Here is a 17,214-nt window from a genome sequence, read left to right as displayed (position 1 = left end):
ATCCTACCCTTAAAATAGGTTCCCTTTAGGAGGACAGCAGCCTCAACAGGTTTTTATAGTCTTCGCGAATATCCGTATCGGTTTCACGCAATTCTGCCACCTTACGACAAGCATGCAACACCGTTGTGTGATCCCGTCCGCCAAAGGCGTTACCGATCTCCGGCAAGCTGTGGTTGGTCAACTCTTTAGAAAGCGCCATCGCCACCTGACGCGGTCGCGCCACGGAGCGGCTGCGACGTTTGGAGAGCAGGTCCGCCACCTTGATCTTGTAGTATTCAGCCACCACGCGCTGGATGTTATCGATGCTGACCAGTTTATCCTGCAGCGCCAACAGATCTTTCAGCGACTCGCGGATAAAGTCGGTGGTAATCCGACTACCGGTGAAGTGAGCATTCGCTATCACGCGTTTCAGTGCCCCTTCGAGCTCGCGTACGTTGGAGCGGATCTTCTGCGCAATGAAAAAAGCCGCGTCGTGGGGCAGACGGATACGTGCCTCCTCCGCTTTCTTCATCAGAATCGCCACCCGGGTTTCCAGCTCCGGCGGTTCTACCGCCACGGTCAAGCCCCATCCAAAGCGCGATTTCAGGCGATCCTCCAGACCGTTGATCTCTTTCGGGTAGCGGTCACAGGTCAGAATCATCTGCTGCCCACCTTCAAGCAACGCGTTAAAGGTATGGAAAAACTCCTCCTGGGAGCGATCCTTATTGGCAAAAAACTGGATATCATCGATCAACAAGGCGTCGACGTTGCGGTAGTAGCGCTTGAAGTCGTTGATCGCGTTAAGCTGCAACGCCTTGACCATGTCGGCCACAAAACGCTCGGAATGCAGGTAAACGATCTTGGCGTTGGGATTGCGCTTAAGCATCGCGGCGCCCACGGCATGCATCAGGTGGGTTTTACCCAAGCCCACCCCGCCGTATATAAAGAGCGGGTTATACGCACCACCAGGGTTTTCGGCCACCTGCTGTGCTGCAGCCAGTGCCAACTGATTGGATTTGCCCTGAACGAAGGTTTCGAAAGTAAACAGGTTGTTCAGGTGGGTCTGGTGGCGGATGCCGCCTTCAACCTCAATCTGTCGCTCTTTCTTTTTCCCGTCCTTCTTTTTTATGGCCGGTGTCGTGCGTGACTCTCGCCGCAGCAGATCCGGCTGTACCGGGGGCTCGGGTTCAACTACCGCCGGAATCGCCGGTACCCGGGTAGTCAGCGGTGTGGAAGACCCCATTCGGCTGCTGTTGAGGGTGTGAACCGCGCGGGAAGACTGACGCAAGGTTTTGCCGCCCACCTCCAGCACGACTTCGCTCACCACGCCGTCGCCATGCTCTGACAACAGCTCTTTGATTCGATTGAGATACTTGTCCGACACCCAGTCCATCACGAAGCGATTAGGCGCAAGCAGGCGCAGCCGATCACCCTCGGAGGCTTCAGCCTTGAGGGGGCGGATCCAGGTATTGAACTGCTGGGAAGAAAACTCTTCCTGAAGATACCCGAGGCACTGCTGCCAAAGTTCGACGGCCATCGTCTGGGGGGAACTCCTGTAACAAATTCAGAGCATTCTAGCGATTAGGCGTGCGGTTATCCACAGGTATAACGACCGCATTCCCAATTTTTTCTCTGTCAACGCCCTTGAGATTTGCCCAAATAACGCGTTATTGCTGCGCGCAGACCGCTCTGGCAGGCGTAGCTTATCACCAACCTGAACACAGCCTTTTATACAACTTTAATCACAGACTTAGTTATTGATATTTAGCTATAAAAATCACTTATCCACGAATTTAATCGCCCCTAATAATTACTAACGCGCACTCTTCAGGCTGAAAAAGCACCATCGCGGACAGCTAACCCGAGTTGGCGAAAGTCTCACAATTGTTTGCAGTCAGGGAATGAAATCTCTACAATTCCGCTCTTGTTTTAACGAGGTGGGGAGTCTGCCTCCCTAAATAACGTAGGACTGAGTGATGAAAAGAACTTTCCAACCCAGCGTTCTCAAGCGCAAGCGCACTCATGGTTTCCGTGCTCGCATGGCTACCAAGAACGGCCGTCAGGTACTGGCTGCTCGTCGCGCGAAAGGCCGTAAGTCACTGGCCGCCTGATTGGCGCAGTGATTTGGCAACTTGTCATAGATGACCGATTTCGCGTTTCCCCGGTGTTCACGACTACTGAACGCCGGGGATTACCGAACGGTCTTCAATGGCGCCAAAGTTAAAGTATCGGATAAGCACCTGCTTATCCTTGCATGCCCAAACCAGCTTTCCCGTCCCCGAGTCGGCCTGGTCATCGCCAAAAAGCATGTTCGGCTCGCAACTCAGCGAAATAGGGTCAAACGCCTGATTCGCGAATCCTTTCGCCTGCTGCAACATGAACTGCCTGACCTGGATATTGTGGTACTGGCCCGCCCCGGCCTGGGTAAACTGGATAATCCGGCCTTAGACCAGCTGCTGCAACAGAGTTGGAAGCGGTTGCGCAAGTACCACGCAAGGTATCGGACGAACGCCTCTTAACCGGCATCTAGTTTTGCCGTTTGCCGGCAAAGAAGGCAGACTACGCATGCTTTAACACCAACCCATTAATGGCATCGGCAGATTGACGCATGGATATCCAACGTATTGTCCTGATCGGCGCGCTGGCAGTGATCTCTTACTTGCTGGTTCTCCAATGGAATCAGGATTACGGTAACACCAACGCTCCGGTAGCAACGACCCCCGTCTCCTCATACTCGGCCGCCCCCGATATCAGCGCTAACGATCAGGCGGCACCGGCAGCAGAGGATATCCCCAGTGCAGCACCTGTAGCTGCGCCTGGCGACAGCGCCCTGCCGGTAGCCGGATCAACCGCTGGCCACAGCAACAACGGTCTGATCGCGGTTACCACCGACACTCTGGAATTGCTGATCGACCCTTACGGCGGCGACATCATCCAGGCTGCGCTGCCGCAGCATCTGGCTCTGCTCAGCACCGGCCAGAGCTTCGTCCTGCTGGAGCAGAACGACAGCCGCGTCTACACTGCTCAAAGCGGACTCACCGGAGCCAACGGTCCGGACAACAGTGCTACCCGCCCGCGCTACCAGAGTGCTGCAGCCAGCTATAGCCTGGCTGAGGGTCAGGATAACCTGACGGTTGACCTCACGCTGCAGCAAGACAGCGGCGTGGTGATCACCAAACGGTTCGAATTCAGTCGTGGCGATTATCTGGTCAAGGTGTCCTACCTGATTGATAACCAGAGCGATCAGCCATGGCAGGGCAACCTGTTTGGTCAACTCAAGCGGGACCGCACCGCAGATCCGTCGACGCAAACCAGCATGGGCATGCAGTCCTATCTAGGTCCGGCATTCTCCACCGAAAGCGAAAAGTACCTCAAGTACAGCTTTGACGACGTTGACGATGCCAAGTTCGGCGCCAAATCCGCCGGCGGTTGGGTGGCAATGCTGCAGCATTACTTTGTCAGCGCCTGGGTGCCCAATCCCGAGCAGAGCCATAACTACTTTGCCCGCGAGCGTGGCGGCAACTACCTGGCCGGTTTTGTTTCTCCCACCCTTAACGTCGCCCCAGGGCAGCAAGGTGTGACCAGCGCCAACCTTTATGTAGGTCCCAAGGTGCAGGAGCGTCTGGAACAGGTGGGCCCCAATCTGGAACTCACCGTCGACTTCGGCTGGCTATGGTGGATCGCTCAGCCCCTGTTCTGGTTGCTGAAGCTGTTCCACGATTTCGTCAACAACTGGGGCGTGGCCATCATTCTGGTTACCCTGGTGGTCAAGGCGATCTTCTTCCCACTGTCTGCCAAAGCCTACAACTCCATGGCCAAGATGCGCGCCGTTGCACCCGAACTGCAGCGCATGAAGGAGATGTATGGCGACGATCGCCAGAAGATGTCCCAGGCGATGATGAAGCTGTACCAGAAAGAGAAGATCAACCCGCTCGGCGGCTGCCTGCCGATCCTGATCCAGATGCCGGTGTTTATTGCGCTCTACTGGGTACTGCTGGAAAGTGTCGAACTGCGTCACGCACCGTTCATGCTGTGGATTCAGGACCTGTCGGTGATGGACCCCTACTTTGTACTGCCGATCCTGATGGGTGCCACCATGTTTGTGCAGCAGATGCTGAACCCGACGCCTCCGGACCCCATGCAGGCCAAGATCATGAAGATGCTACCGTTTGTGTTCACCTTCTTCTTCCTCTGGTTCCCGGCCGGTCTGGTGCTCTACTGGGTGGTCAACAACGTGCTTTCCATCGCCCAACAGTGGGTGATCACCCGCCGTATCGAAGCCGAGGCCAGCGCCAAGCGGAGCTAGGCGGAAGCACTACACTGAAAAGGCTCCTGCGGGGGCCTTTTTTAATCCGAACGGGGCAGGATTAAGCCGCCATGCAACAACACAACGACACCATCGCTGCACTGGCGACCGCGCCCGGTCGAGGCGGGGTCGGCATTATTCGAGTATCCGGCCCCAAGGCCACCGCCATCGCCCTAGCCCTGCTGGGTCTGGTACCCCGCCCACGCTATGCCCACTACGGGCCCTTCCTGGGTGATCAGGGGGACCAACTCGATCAGGGCATTGCGCTCTATTTCCCCGGCCCTCACTCGTTTACCGGCGAAGATGTGCTGGAGCTTCAAGGCCACGGGGGGCCGGTGCTGCAGGACCTCTTGCTCAGACGAGTTGTCGCTCTGGGGGCGCGTATGGCCCGCCCCGGGGAGTTCTCCGAGCGCGCCTTCCTTAACGATAAGCTCGACCTGGCGCAGGCAGAAGCGATCGCCGACCTGATCGACAGCGTCTCCGAGCAGGCCGCACGCTCCGCCTTACGTTCGCTGCAAGGTGAGTTCTCCCGTCGAATCCATGCTCTGGTCGAACGACTGATCCAGTTGCGTATCTACGTCGAGGCAGCGATCGATTTTCCGGAAGAGGAGATCGACTTTCTTGCCGACGGCAAAGTTGCCGCCGACCTCGGTGCCATTCTGGCTGATCTGGATCAGGTGCTGGCCGAAGCGTGCCAGGGCGCACTGCTGCGAGAAGGGATGAACGTGGTCATCGCCGGCCGTCCCAACGCCGGTAAGTCGAGTCTGCTCAATGCGCTGGCGGGCAAAGAGTCGGCGATCGTCACCGATATCGCCGGCACCACCCGCGACGTGCTGCGCGAGCATATCCATATTGACGGTATGCCACTGCATATCATCGATACCGCCGGCCTGCGCGAGGGGGCCGACGAAGTGGAGCGGATCGGTATTGAGCGCGCCTGGGAGGAGATCCGCCAGGCGGATCGGGTATTGCTGGTGGTCGATGCCACTACCAACGCTGAAACCCGTCCGCAACAGTTGTGGCCCGATTTCATGAGCCACCTGCCCGGTAACGACAAGGTCACGGTGATTCGCAACAAAGTGGATCAATCCGGCGAAGCGGTCGGCGTCGACAGTCAGGACGACTGCCACCTGATCCGCCTCAGCGCCCGCGAACAGCAGGGGATCGACCTGCTGCGCGAACACCTGAAACAATGCATGGGCTACCGCAACACCGGTGAAGGCGGCTTTATGGCCCGCCGACGCCATATCGACGCCATCGAGCGCAGCCGCGAGTTCCTCCGTCAGGGCGAACATCAGCTCCAGCATCTGGGCGCCGGTGAACTACTGGCTGAAGATCTCCGCCACGCCCAGCAGGCACTGGACGAGATCACCGGCGCCTTCACCACCGACGACCTGCTGGGGCGTATCTTCAGCTCTTTCTGTATCGGCAAGTAAAGCCCGAATATTCCAGTGGTGGATCGACCCGTCCGCGAGGTCGATCCACCTCAGATCAACGGTGTAAAACGCAACATTTAAATATAAAATGATGCACACGCATCACCAAAACCACCACCAGGGGATAGAAACCGCATGGCATTACCTCCACGTGACGACAGCGCACAGGTGCTCGCCAAAACGGTCAGCCGTGCGGCCAAATCGTTAGGTCTCACCCAGGAAGAGCTCGGTAAGGTGATAGGACGTGATCGCACCAGCCTTCATCGCGGCATTGACCCGGCGAGCAAAGCGGCTGAACTCAGCCTGCTGCTGATTCGCGCTTATCAGGCGCTGTACCAACTCTGCCATGGTGATCCAGCGCAGATCCGCCACTGGTTCACCAGCCCCAATCAAGACACCGGCGGCACACCGGCACAACAGATAGCCGACCCGCTGATGCTCGGGCGCCTGGTCGATTATCTGGAAGGTAACTGTGGCCAGCAGTGAAAGCTGGCAATCACTGCTGGCCGATATCCGCCCGGTCACCCTCAGTGGCGTGGCCTGGCGTGTAGCCTGCGCCGGTGCCGAGCGTGCTCGTGCCGAATTGACCACCAACCTGACCGAGCTGCAAACGTTGGAACGGCTGTTATCGGGCTCAACCACATCGCCAGACCGCCGCCTCGACCCCTTACTGCGTAGCCCCTGGCAGCAAGTCAGCTGGCCGCATCCGCGACGTTTTCACCCGCCCCGCCAAGGCGCTGCGCTCTATGCATCGCTGGAACTGGAAACCGCGCTGGCAGAAGTTGCCGCAGCCCGCTCCCGATTCTGGCAGGCGCTGCCAGCTAACTCCCGACCAGCGGCCTTGCGTAGTCTTCATACTGCATTCAGTTTGAGCTATCACTGTCCATCCGGAGCACAGCTGCAGAACCCGCCATTCCGGCGACTACGTGATCTGTTGACCGGCAGCGACCCGCAACCGACAAGGCAACTGGCCGTAGTCCTCCGTGACCACGGCATCAGCGGGTGGGAATACCCCTCCGGCTGCTGCCCTCATTTCGGACTAAACCTGCTACTGCTTGATCCCGAACAGATCGGTGCCTCGCGTCCGGGCGAGCAGCAGTTATGGCTGTGCGAAGTCAGCAAGCAGGGCGTGTGGATGGCACACCAGGGACGTCTGTTGCAGTTTGACCACTGGTCCAATCCTAGCAGCGCAGATCCTCCGGCACTGTCATCATTCTGACAACTACAGGCTCTACTCTGCCCGAGACGCTCAAATTTCGAGCAGCACACAGGAGCAATGATATGTTGGAAATTAATCCTCAAACCCGTCTGGTACGCCATCACAGTGGTGCCAGCGCGCGCTGGCAACTGCAGCACCGTAGCAGCAGTTCGACCTACACCCGTCGTGAAATCTGGTGTCCCGCAGAACGCCTGATGAGCGATGAACAAACCCTCGCCTGGCTGAGTCGCCAGCCTGATTCCACCACCCTGCTCGAACGATTTCGCCAGGCCACCAACCCCACCTGCACCAACTGAGCACCAGTTATCCCCAATACAGACCCACAAGTTCTGTCACTCGAAAAAAACATATCCACAGCACCATGTGCATAGACTGTATAACTCCAGCGGGATAACTGCAGGAGTGGGTTGTGGATGATTATCACCTGTGTATAAGGTGGCTAGTTGAGCCCAGCTTATCTACAGCCTTCACGCCCCCTGCATACACCCCTCAGCCACAGTTTTAAATCACACAAAATACTGTTAAAAAAAGGTTTTTGGTTGTTATACACAGAAAATGGTCGGGCTAAACATAATCACCATAACCATCTTTCTTTCTTCATACCCTTTCATCTTTCTTAAACATTAAGGTTCAACAGAACGAGTGAATTTCTAAAGATTCGACAAACCGATATACTGGCGCCTGTTTGAATTGAGCGGCCACAATCGGTCGATAGAGGTTAGCAAGGTGGATTTTCCCGAACGTTTTGATGTCATCGTGATCGGCGGAGGACATGCCGGTACCGAAGCTGCTCTGGCGGCTGCGCGGATGGGAAGCCGCACCTTGTTGTTGACCCAGAATATCGAGACTCTGGGGCAGATGTCCTGTAACCCCGCCATCGGCGGCATCGGTAAGAGTCACCTGGTCAAAGAGATTGATGCGCTGGATGGTGCCATGGCGCGGATCACCGACCGTGCCGGGATTCAGTTCCGGGTGCTGAACTCACGTAAGGGACCCGCAGTAAGGGCCACGCGAGCGCAGGCCGATCGACAGCTCTACAAAGCGGTTGCCCGTGAGATACTGGAGAACCAGCCCAACCTGCAGATCTTTCAGCAGATGGCGGATGATTTGATTCTCGAGGGTGATCAAGTACGCGGTGTGGTCACCCAGATGGGGTTGCGGTTCATGGCCCCGACCGTGGTGCTGACCGCAGGAACCTTTTTGGGCGGTCTGATTCATATCGGTTTGCAGAACCATACCGGTGGTCGTGCTGGCGATCCGGCTTCAAGCACGCTGGCACAACGGTTACGGGAGACGGAACTGCGGATTGATCGCCTGAAAACCGGAACCCCACCACGCATCGACGCCCGCAGTGTCGATTTTTCGGTAATGCAGGAGCAACCGGGTGATACCCCGTTGCCGGTGATGTCTTACCTTGGCTCGGTTGCAGATCACCCGCGCCAGATCAGTTGTTACATCACCCATACCAACGAACGCACCCACGAGATCATTCGCGGCGGTATGGACCGCTCCCCCATGTACACCGGGGTGATCGAAGGCGTAGGCCCTCGCTACTGTCCTTCGATCGAAGATAAAATCGTGCGTTTCGCGGACAAGAATTCGCACCAGATCTTTGTCGAACCGGAAGGATTGAGCACCCACGAGCTTTACCCCAACGGTATTTCGACCAGCCTGCCTTTTGATGTTCAGCTGCAGCTTGTGCGTTCGATGAAGGGGTTCGAGAACGCCCATATCACCCGCCCCGGCTACGCTATCGAATACGATTATTTCAACCCGCAGGATCTGCGCCATTCGCTGGAAAGCCGCCTGATTCAGGGGCTCTATTTTGCCGGCCAGATTAACGGTACCACCGGCTACGAAGAAGCCGGTGCGCAGGGGCTTCTTGCCGGGGCTAACGCGGCGTTGCGAGCTCAGGGCAAAGATCCCTGGTATCCGCGTCGCGATGAGGCCTACATCGGCGTGATGGTGGATGACCTGATCACCCTCGGTACCTCAGAGCCTTATCGCATGTTTACCAGCCGGGCCGAGTACCGCCTGATCCTGCGTGAAGATAATGCCGATCTGCGTCTCACCGAAAAGGGGCGGGAGATCGGCCTGGTAGGCGAAGCGCGCTGGCGAGCCTTCTGTGAAAAGCGTGAAGGGATTGCCCGTGAAACCGAGCGTTTGCGCAGCAGCTGGGTACAACCCACATCTGCAGCTGCCGAGGTGCTGGCCCCCAAACTCAACAGTCCGTTGGCACGGGAGTACAACCTGCTGGACCTGCTCAAGCGTCCCGAGCTGGAGTATGCCGACCTGGGGCATTTGGCAGGCCCTGTCGAGATCGATGAGCGGGTCGCCGAGCAGGTGGAGATCGAGGTCAAGTACGCCGGCTACATCAGTCGCCAACAGGATGAGATCGAACGGCTCAAGCGTCAGGAGCACACCCGCTTACCGGTTGAACTCGATTACGCCGCTATCGACGGGCTGTCTAACGAGCTGCGCAGTAAGCTGGCCCAGGCTCGTCCCGAAACTCTTGGTGCTGCTGCCCGCCTGCAGGGGATGACTCCGGCGGCGGTGTCGTTGTTGCTGGTGCATCTGAAAAAACTGGAGCGCAAGCAACAGGCGCTGCGCGCAGCCGGGGATTCAGGCGCATGACCGAGTTACGAACCACCTTGGAGCGGGGCCTGAACGCAATGGGGCTGGCGTTGGATAACGCCAGGATCGAGCAACTGCTTGGCTACTTGGCGCTCTTGCATAAATGGAATCGCGCCTATAATCTGACCGCAATTCGGGATCCTCGGCAGATGGTCAGTCGCCATCTGCTCGATAGCCTCAGTATCGCCGGTTACCTGCAGGGAGCACGTGTTATCGACGTCGGTTCGGGCCCCGGATTGCCGGGCATTCCGCTGGCAATCATCCAACCGCAACGCTCCTTCACCCTGCTGGACAGCAACGGCAAAAAGACCCGCTTTCAGCAGCAGGCCAAACTTGAGCTGGGACTGACCAACCTCGATATTGTCGGCGGACGGGCCGAAAGCTGCGTCGCGGAGCCTTTCGACGAGGTGGTGTCGCGTGCCTTTGCCTCGCTTGAGGATATGCTGCGCTGGACCGACCACCTGTGTGCTGAACAGGGGCGTTTTCTGGCGATGAAAGGGCAGTATCCCGAAGAGGAACTGAATGCATTGCCGCCAGGGGTTCGGTTGCAGGCGGCGCATCGCTTGCTTGTACCGGATACCGACGGTGAACGGCATCTGTTAATTCTGGAACGAGCGGCTTGATCGACAAGGAGATCCGGGCGTGACCAAGATTCTGGCGGTAGCCAATCAGAAAGGCGGTGTCGGCAAGACGACGTCCTGCGTCAACCTGGCCGCGTCGTTGGCAGCGACCAAGCGCAAGGTCCTGATGGTAGATCTCGACCCGCAGGGCAACGCCACCATGGGGGCCGGGGTCGATAAATCGGCGCTGGAGTTGTCGGTTTATGACGTGCTGACCGGTCGTATCCCGATTCAGGAGGCGATCACCGCGGAAACCAGTGGTGGCTTTGATCTGCTCCCGGCCAACGGTGACCTGACCGCGGCTGAAGTGGAGCTGATCGCCGCCAAGCGCAAGGAGTTCCGGCTCAAATCGTCGCTTAGTGCGGTCGCCGAGCAGTACGATTACATTCTGATCGATTGCCCGCCATCGCTGAACATGCTGACGGTCAACGCCCTGGTGGCGGCAACCGGCGTGGTGATTCCGATGCAGTGCGAATATTACGCGCTGGAGGGAATATCGGCGCTGATGAGTACGATCGAAAAGATCCGCCACTCGCTCAATCCGGAACTGCGTATCGAAGGGATTCTGCGTACCATGTTTGACCCCCGTAACGGGCTGACCCGCGAGGTTTCCGGTCAGCTGGTCGAATACTTTGGCGAACGTGTTTATCGCACCGTGATTCCACGCAATGTACGGCTTGCAGAAGCACCCAGCCATGGCCAGGCGGCCATGCATTATGATCGGTACTCCCGCGGCGCGGTGGCTTATCTGGCCCTTGCCGGAGAGATGAATCGCCGTGCAGATCTGCCGGCCTGAAGAACAGGAACACGCACATGGCTAAGAAACGGGGTCTGGGACGGGGATTGGATGCGCTGCTGGGTGGTGCGTCGCTGGACGAGCGTCCGGTTGTAGTGACTCCCGCCGCCGAGTCTGACAGCTTGATGGAGCTGGCGATCGACAAGATCCAGCGCGGGGTTTACCAACCCCGGCGTGATATGGATCCCGAAGCGCTCGAAGATCTGGCCAACTCTATCCGGGTACAGGGGGTGATTCAGCCCATTGTGGTGCGTCCGGTGGATATGGGCCGGTATGAGATCATCGCCGGTGAGCGCCGCTGGCGGGCGTCGCAGATGGCGGGGCTGAAGAAGATTCCGGTGGTGATTCGCGAAGTCGCCGACGAAGCCGCCATCGCCATGGCCCTGATCGAAAACATACAGCGTGAAGACCTCAATCCGATCGAAGAAGCAACGGCGCTGCAGCGGTTGATGGACGAGTTCGAACTGACCCAGGCCAAGGTTGCTGAAGCGGTGGGTAAGTCGCGCACCACGGTCACCAACCTGCTGCGGTTAATGAAGCTGATACCTGAAGTGAAGCGCATGCTGGAGTATGGTGATCTGGAGATGGGGCATGCGCGTGCGTTGCTAAGTCTCGACAACGAGCGCCAGCTGCAGGCTGCCAAAGAGGTGGTAGCGCGCGGCTTGTCGGTACGCCAGACCGAGGAGCTGGTGAAACGATTCCAGCAGCCGGCCAAGAGCGAGCCCAAGCCGGAGCCGGACACCGGGGTCAAGACGCTGGAGGAGCGCTGGGCTTCTACCCTGGGCCTCAAGGTACGAATAAATCATGGCGAGCGCGGTGACGGCAAGCTCACCATCAGCTACGGATCACTCAATGATCTGGAGTCAATCCTGTCGCGGATCGAGGGCTGAATTGCCCGGAAAACGGTCGTTTCAGCCCCCCTACTACCTTAGTGCTAATCCCCTAAATTCAGTTGATGTACCTAGGCAATCTCCCTATAATCCCGGTTCGGTTGAAGGGGGGTGAGGTAGCTTGCCCGGGGAATTGGACCCAGATCGCAGTGTCAGCAGGTGTGCCAGAAATGACTAACAGGGGCACAACCAGCCGTCGCCAGCGGAGCATTATCCAGCGGATGTTAGCCGCTCAGATACTGCTTACGGTCGTCGTCAGTCTGCTCGCGGGCGGGTTGAAAGGGATGGCCTGGGGCTACTCGGCACTACTCGGAGGCCTGGTGTATCTACTGCCCGCCCTTTACCAGGCAAAACAGGTTCTGTCGCATAACCATTCCAATAACATACGCGCGATCCTGCGGGAGCTCTATAAAAGCGAAATATGGAAAATGGCTCTGACCATGGTGCTGTTTGGCCTGGTCTTCACCTTGGTGAAACCGATTGAGCCCTTTCCCCTATTTGGCGTTTTTATTGTGTTGCAGCTGTCCGCGTGGCTGGCGCCGATCGTACAGAATCAAAAACTTTATCGAAATTAGACTGAGAGGAAATCATGGCTGCAGAAGGTGCACTCACGACCTCCGGGTATATCATCCACCACCTGACCAACTTGACGTTTGGCAAGCTGCCGGAAGGCTTTGTGCGCTATGACGGTTCAGTGGTCGGTGAGGGCGGTACCTGGACCATCGCTCACGGTAACGAAGCCGCTACCATGGGCTTCTGGGCGATCAACCTGGACTCTATGCTGTTCTCTGTGGGCCTGGGCCTGTTCTTTATCTGGCTGTTCCGCAAGGCGGCTACCAAGGCTACCGCGGGCGTTCCCGGTGGACTGCAGAACTTTGTCGAGTCGATCGTCGAGTTCGTTGATGACAACGTCAAATCCAGTTTCCATGCCCGCAACCAGTTCGTTGCCCCGCTGGCGCTGACCATCTTCGTCTGGGTTTTCCTGATGAACCTGATGGACCTGATTCCGGTCGACTGGATTCCCTACCTGGCCACACAGCTGGGTGTACCCTACCTCAAGATCGTGCCTTCTACCGACGTTAACGTCACCATGGGCATGTCTCTGAGCGTATTCGCACTGATCCTTTACTACAGCCTGACTGTAAAAGGGGTGGGCGAATTTATCGGTGAACTGACCCTGCAACCGCTGGGCAAGTACATGATTCCCGCCAACCTGTTCCTGGAAGGGGTTAACCTGCTGGCCAAGCCGGTTTCTCTCGGCCTGCGACTGTTCGGCAACATGTACGCCGGTGAAATGATCTTCATTCTGATTGCGCTGCTGCCGTTCTGGGCCCAGTGGATCTTGTCCGTACCTTGGGCGATCTTCCACATCCTGGTAATTACGCTGCAGGCATTCATCTTTATGGTGCTGACCGTCGTGTACCTGAGCATGGCGCACGAGTCACACTAAGGTTTTACTTTAACTTCAAACTTGCAACTTAAACTCTTAATAGGAGAAAACAATGGAAGCTGCTCTGTTATACCTGGCTGGTGCTCTGGTTATGGGTCTGGGCGCAACTGGTGCTGCGATCGGTATCGGTATCCTCGGTGGTAAATTCCTGGAAGGCGGTGCTCGTCAGCCGGAACTGATCCCGATGCTGCGTACTCAGTTCTTCATCGTAATGGGTCTGGTCGACGCGATCCCGATGATCGGCGTTGGTATCGGTATGTACATCATGTTCGTGGTTGCTGCAGCGTAAGCCATCACCCTTTCAACTCATACCTGAACAAGAGTAACGAGAGGTGTTGGCGTGAATATCAATGCAACAATCATTGGTCAAGCCATAGCGTTTTTCTTCTTCGCCTGGTTCTGCATGAAGTTCGTGTGGCCTCCGGTCACTGCGGCTCTGCGTGAGCGTCAGAAGAAGATTGCCGATGGCTTGGACGCTGCTGAGCGTGCCTCACGTGACCTAGAGCTGGCAAAAGAAAAAGCCACTCAGGCGCTGCGTGAAGGCAAAGAGCAAGCGGCAACCATTATCGAGCAGGCTAACAAGCGTGCCAGCCAGATTGTCGACGAAGCGAAAGATGCTGCACTGGCCGAAGGCGATCGCCTGAAAGCTGCGGCTAAAGCTGAGATCGAGCAGGAAGTAAACCGCGCCCGTGAAGCGCTGCGTGCCCAAGTGGCTGCGCTGGCGGTTGCCGGAGCGGAGAAGATTCTGCAGAAATCCGTTGATAAAGAGGCCCAGGCTGAACTTGTTGAGAAGCTGGCAGCGGAGCTTTAACGAAGCGAGGTGAACGATGGCTGAACTAAGTACAGTCGCTCGACCCTATACCAAAGCTGCGTTTCAAGCTGCCGTTGAGCAGCAGGCTTTAGACAAGTGGTCTGACATGCTGGCTCTGGCTGCCCAGGCAGTGCAGGACGAGCAGGTCTCTAAACTGCTGAACAACCCGGCGCTCGGCTCCGACGCAAAAGCGGAGCTGGTGCTGGAGATCTGTTCAGACAAGCTGGACGAACAAGCGCAAAACTTCATCCGCATTCTGGCGGAGAACAAGCGCCTGCCCGTACTACCGGAAATTTCTGCGTTGTTCGACGTGATGAAGGCCCAGATGCAGCAAAGCATCGACGTGGCAGTGACCACCGCCTTCGAATTGAACGAAGAGCAACAGACCAAGCTAGCTCAGGCGCTCGGCAAAAAGCTGGCCTGTGAAGTGAGCGTAACCAGCGATGTAGACGAAAGCCTCATCGGTGGTGCGGTAATCCGCGCCGGTGACCTGGTCATCGACGGCTCTATTCGCGGCAAGCTGGCCAAGCTGTCAGAAACACTGAGATCCTGAGCGAGAGGGATAAAGCATGCAGCAACTGAATCCATCTGAGATCAGCGAAATTATCAAGAAGCGTATCGAGAAACTCGATATCTCTTCTCAGGCCCAGAACGAAGGTACCGTTGTCAGCGTTTCTGACGGTATCGTACGTATCCACGGCCTCGCTGAAGTAATGTACGGGGAGATGATCGAATTCCCCGGCGGCGTCTACGGTATGGCTCTGAACCTGGAGCGAGATTCTGTAGGTGCGGTTGTTCTGGGTGATTACCTGGGACTGAAAGAAGGTATGACTGCCCGTTGTACCGGTCGCATCCTGGAAGTACCCGTTGGCCCCGAACTGCTGGGCCGCGTCGTTGACGCACTGGGTAACCCGATCGACGGTAAGGGCCCGATCGACGCGAAAGAAACTGACGCGATCGAAAAGGTTGCACCGGGCGTAATCTGGCGTAAGTCCGTTGACCAGCCGGTACAGACTGGTTACAAGGCGATCGACGCCATGGTTCCGGTTGGTCGTGGCCAGCGAGAGCTGATCATCGGTGACCGTCAGACGGGTAAGACCGCAGTAGCGATCGATGCCATTATCAACCAGAAAGGCACCGGCGTTAAGTGTGTCTACGTAGCGATCGGTCAGAAGCAGTCCACCATCGCCAACGTAGTACGCAAGCTGGAAGAGCACGGCGCGATGGATCACACCATCATCGTTAACGCCGGCGCCGCCGATCCGGCTTCCATGCAGTACATGTCTGCTTACGCAGGCTGCACCATGGGCGAATACTTCCGCGACCGCGGTGAAGACGCACTGATCATCTACGATGACCTGACCAAGCAGGCTTGGGCTTATCGTCAGACTTCTCTGTTGCTGCGTCGTCCGCCGGGTCGTGAAGCTTACCCCGGTGACGTTTTCTACCTCCACTCCCGTCTGCTCGAGCGTGCCGCCCGTGTATCCGAAGAGTACGTAGAGAAGTTCACCAACGGTGAAGTGAAAGGCAAGACCGGTTCTCTGACCGCGCTGCCGATCATCGAAACCCAGGGTGGCGACGTATCCGCGTTCGTACCGACCAACGTAATCTCCATCACCGATGGTCAGATCTTCCTTGAGTCCGACCTGTTCAACGCCGGTATCCGTCCTGCGATGAACGCTGGTATCTCTGTATCCCGTGTAGGTGGTGCAGCGCAGACCAAGATCATCAAGAAGCTCGGTGGTGGTATCCGTCTGGCTCTGGCTCAGTACCGTGAACTGGCGGCATTTGCCCAGTTTGCTTCTGACCTGGACGAAGCGACCCGTAACCAGCTCGAGCACGGCCAGGCCGTAACCGAGCTGATGAAGCAGAAGCAGTACTCGCCCATGAGCATCGCTGAGATGGGTCTGGTGCTGTTCTGTGCCAACGAGGGTTACCTGAAAGGTATTGAACTGAACAAGATCGGCTCTTTCGAAGCTGCTCTGCTGGCGTACTTCAACGCCGAGCACGCAGATCTGATGGGCAAGATCAACGAAAGCGGCGACTACAACGATGACATCGCTGCGCAGTTCAAGGCAGGCGTAGAGAAGTTCAAGTCTACCCAGACTTGGTAATTTCGACGGCCGGGAGCAACGCTTTCGGCCCACGCCTCTAGGTAGAACTCTACAAGGCAGAAAGATATGGCAGCCGGAAAAGAGATCAAAACCCAGATAGCGAGTATCGGCAGTACGCGTAAAATCACCAGTGCCATGGAAATGGTTGCTGCGTCGAAGATGCGTAAAGCCCAAGACCGCATGCAAGCGAGCCGCCCTTACGCGGATCGCATGCGCGGTGTGATCGCTCATCTGGCTAAATCGAATCCTGAATACAAGCACCTGTATCTGCAGGAGCGGGATGTAAAGCGGGTTGGCTATATCGTTGTATCAACTGATCGTGGTCTGTGTGGCGGCTTGAACGTCAACTGCTTCAAGACCATGGTGCGCTCCATGAGCGAACTCAACCAGCAGCATGTCGATATCGACATCTGCGCACTGGGTTCCAAAGCGGGTGCATTCTTCCGTAACTACGGCGGTAACGTGGTTGCGGCGGCTTCTGGCATGGGCGACCAGCCGGAAGTCGGCGATCTGATCGGTAGCGTCAAGGTCATGCTGGACGCGTACGCCGAGCACAAGATCGATCAGTTGTTCATCGTTTATAACCAGTTCGTGAACACGATGACGCAAGAACCCGTTGTCGAGCAGCTCCTGCCCCTGAAAGCAGAGGATGACGACAATACTCTCAGCCACCACTGGGATTACATCTATGAGCCCGATGCAAAAGAGCTCCTGGATGGACTTCTCACCCGCTACATCGAATCGTTGGTGTATCAGGCAGTGGTAGAGAACAACGCCTGTGAACAAGCTGCGCGTATGCTCGCGATGAAGAACGCTACCGACAATGCCGGTAATCTCATCGACGAACTGCAGATGGTTTACAACAAGGCGCGTCAGGCCGCGATCACGCAGGAAATCTCCGAGATCGTGAGTGGTGCCGCGGCCGTTTAACGGCTTACAGGTGAACAAGGTTTAAGAGG

General features: G+C 57.0%; 19 protein-coding genes. 18 read left to right on the top strand and 1 reads right to left on the bottom strand.

The features are described 5' to 3' along the window. Positions 1 to 25 precede the first annotated feature (25 nt). Positions 26 to 1,516, bottom strand: coding sequence for a chromosomal replication initiator protein DnaA (gene dnaA / locus JJQ76_RS15980; protein WP_210397933.1), 1,491 nt, complete (start codon positions 1,514 to 1,516; stop codon positions 26 to 28). A gap of 439 nt (positions 1,517 to 1,955) precedes the next feature. On the opposite strand from dnaA, the gene rpmH reads away from it, so the two are divergent. From rpmH to atpG, 18 genes are all read left to right on the top strand, one after another. Then, positions 1,956 to 2,090 (top strand): 50S ribosomal protein L34, encoded by a 135-nt coding sequence (gene rpmH, locus JJQ76_RS15975; protein ID WP_210397932.1) that lies wholly within the window; start codon positions 1,956 to 1,958, stop codon positions 2,088 to 2,090. A gap of 30 nt (positions 2,091 to 2,120) precedes the next feature. After that, positions 2,121 to 2,498, top strand: a complete 378-nt coding sequence (gene rnpA, locus JJQ76_RS15970) for a ribonuclease P protein component (RefSeq protein ID WP_210397931.1) — start codon at positions 2,121 to 2,123, stop codon at positions 2,496 to 2,498. 89 nt (positions 2,499 to 2,587) lie between these two features. Then, positions 2,588 to 4,285: a membrane protein insertase YidC gene (gene yidC / locus JJQ76_RS15965; RefSeq protein WP_210397930.1), complete on the top strand. Its 1,698-nt coding sequence runs from the start codon at positions 2,588 to 2,590 to the stop codon at positions 4,283 to 4,285. Positions 4,286 to 4,356: 71 nt separating this feature from the next. Continuing rightward, positions 4,357 to 5,721 (top strand): tRNA uridine-5-carboxymethylaminomethyl(34) synthesis GTPase MnmE, encoded by a 1,365-nt coding sequence (gene mnmE / locus JJQ76_RS15960; RefSeq protein WP_210397929.1) that lies wholly within the window; start codon positions 4,357 to 4,359, stop codon positions 5,719 to 5,721. 135 nt (positions 5,722 to 5,856) lie between these two features. Further along, positions 5,857 to 6,207 carry an antitoxin Xre-like helix-turn-helix domain-containing protein gene (locus JJQ76_RS15955; RefSeq protein WP_210397928.1) on the top strand — a complete coding sequence of 117 codons (351 nt, stop codon included), beginning with the start codon at positions 5,857 to 5,859 and terminating at the stop codon, positions 6,205 to 6,207. Then, positions 6,194 to 6,940 (top strand): RES family NAD+ phosphorylase, encoded by a 747-nt coding sequence (locus JJQ76_RS15950; protein WP_210397927.1) that lies wholly within the window; start codon positions 6,194 to 6,196, stop codon positions 6,938 to 6,940. The genes JJQ76_RS15955 and JJQ76_RS15950 overlap by 14 nt, the downstream gene beginning before the upstream one ends. Positions 6,941 to 7,002: 62 nt before the next feature. Next, positions 7,003 to 7,236: a hypothetical protein gene (locus JJQ76_RS15945; RefSeq protein ID WP_210397926.1), complete on the top strand. Its 234-nt coding sequence runs from the start codon at positions 7,003 to 7,005 to the stop codon at positions 7,234 to 7,236. Positions 7,237 to 7,666: 430 nt separating this feature from the next. Further along, entirely contained in the window at positions 7,667 to 9,574 is a 1,908-nt protein-coding gene (gene mnmG / locus JJQ76_RS15940; RefSeq protein WP_210397925.1) for a tRNA uridine-5-carboxymethylaminomethyl(34) synthesis enzyme MnmG, read from the top strand. Continuing rightward, complete coding sequence (gene rsmG, locus JJQ76_RS15935) at positions 9,571 to 10,197, top strand: 16S rRNA (guanine(527)-N(7))-methyltransferase RsmG (protein ID WP_210397924.1); 627 nt, start codon at positions 9,571 to 9,573, stop codon at positions 10,195 to 10,197. Before mnmG ends, rsmG begins: the two co-directional genes overlap by 4 nt. Positions 10,198 to 10,216: 19 nt before the next feature. Beyond that, positions 10,217 to 10,990 (top strand): ParA family protein, encoded by a 774-nt coding sequence (locus tag JJQ76_RS15930; RefSeq protein ID WP_210397923.1) that lies wholly within the window; start codon positions 10,217 to 10,219, stop codon positions 10,988 to 10,990. A gap of 17 nt (positions 10,991 to 11,007) precedes the next feature. Continuing rightward, positions 11,008 to 11,880, top strand: a complete 873-nt coding sequence (locus JJQ76_RS15925) for a ParB/RepB/Spo0J family partition protein (RefSeq protein ID WP_210397922.1) — start codon at positions 11,008 to 11,010, stop codon at positions 11,878 to 11,880. 221 nt (positions 11,881 to 12,101) lie between these two features. Further along, a complete protein-coding gene (locus tag JJQ76_RS15920; protein ID WP_210397921.1) occupies positions 12,102 to 12,455 on the top strand; it encodes an ATP synthase subunit I in 354 nt (117 codons plus the stop codon). A 14-nt stretch (positions 12,456 to 12,469) separates the two neighbouring features. Beyond that, on the top strand, positions 12,470 to 13,330 hold the full coding sequence (gene atpB, locus JJQ76_RS15915; RefSeq protein WP_210397920.1) for a F0F1 ATP synthase subunit A: 861 nt from the start codon (positions 12,470 to 12,472) through the stop codon (positions 13,328 to 13,330). Positions 13,331 to 13,382: 52 nt separating this feature from the next. Continuing rightward, positions 13,383 to 13,619 carry a F0F1 ATP synthase subunit C gene (gene atpE / locus JJQ76_RS15910; protein ID WP_210397919.1) on the top strand — a complete coding sequence of 79 codons (237 nt, stop codon included), beginning with the start codon at positions 13,383 to 13,385 and terminating at the stop codon, positions 13,617 to 13,619. Positions 13,620 to 13,670: 51 nt separating this feature from the next. Beyond that, positions 13,671 to 14,141, top strand: coding sequence for a F0F1 ATP synthase subunit B (locus JJQ76_RS15905; protein WP_210397918.1), 471 nt, complete (start codon positions 13,671 to 13,673; stop codon positions 14,139 to 14,141). A 16-nt stretch (positions 14,142 to 14,157) separates the two neighbouring features. Next, entirely contained in the window at positions 14,158 to 14,694 is a 537-nt protein-coding gene (locus JJQ76_RS15900; RefSeq protein ID WP_210397917.1) for a F0F1 ATP synthase subunit delta, read from the top strand. Positions 14,695 to 14,710: 16 nt separating this feature from the next. Next, positions 14,711 to 16,255, top strand: a complete 1,545-nt coding sequence (atpA, locus tag JJQ76_RS15895) for a F0F1 ATP synthase subunit alpha (RefSeq protein WP_210397916.1) — start codon at positions 14,711 to 14,713, stop codon at positions 16,253 to 16,255. A gap of 66 nt (positions 16,256 to 16,321) precedes the next feature. Beyond that, positions 16,322 to 17,185, top strand: a complete 864-nt coding sequence (gene atpG, locus JJQ76_RS15890) for a F0F1 ATP synthase subunit gamma (RefSeq protein ID WP_210397915.1) — start codon at positions 16,322 to 16,324, stop codon at positions 17,183 to 17,185. The last annotated feature ends 29 nt before the right edge of the window (positions 17,186 to 17,214 follow it).

This window comes from Motiliproteus sediminis (genome assembly GCF_017912535.1).
GTDB lineage: Bacteria > Pseudomonadota > Gammaproteobacteria > Pseudomonadales > Balneatricaceae > Motiliproteus > Motiliproteus sediminis.
This window is presented reverse-complemented; position numbering and strand designations above follow the sequence as displayed.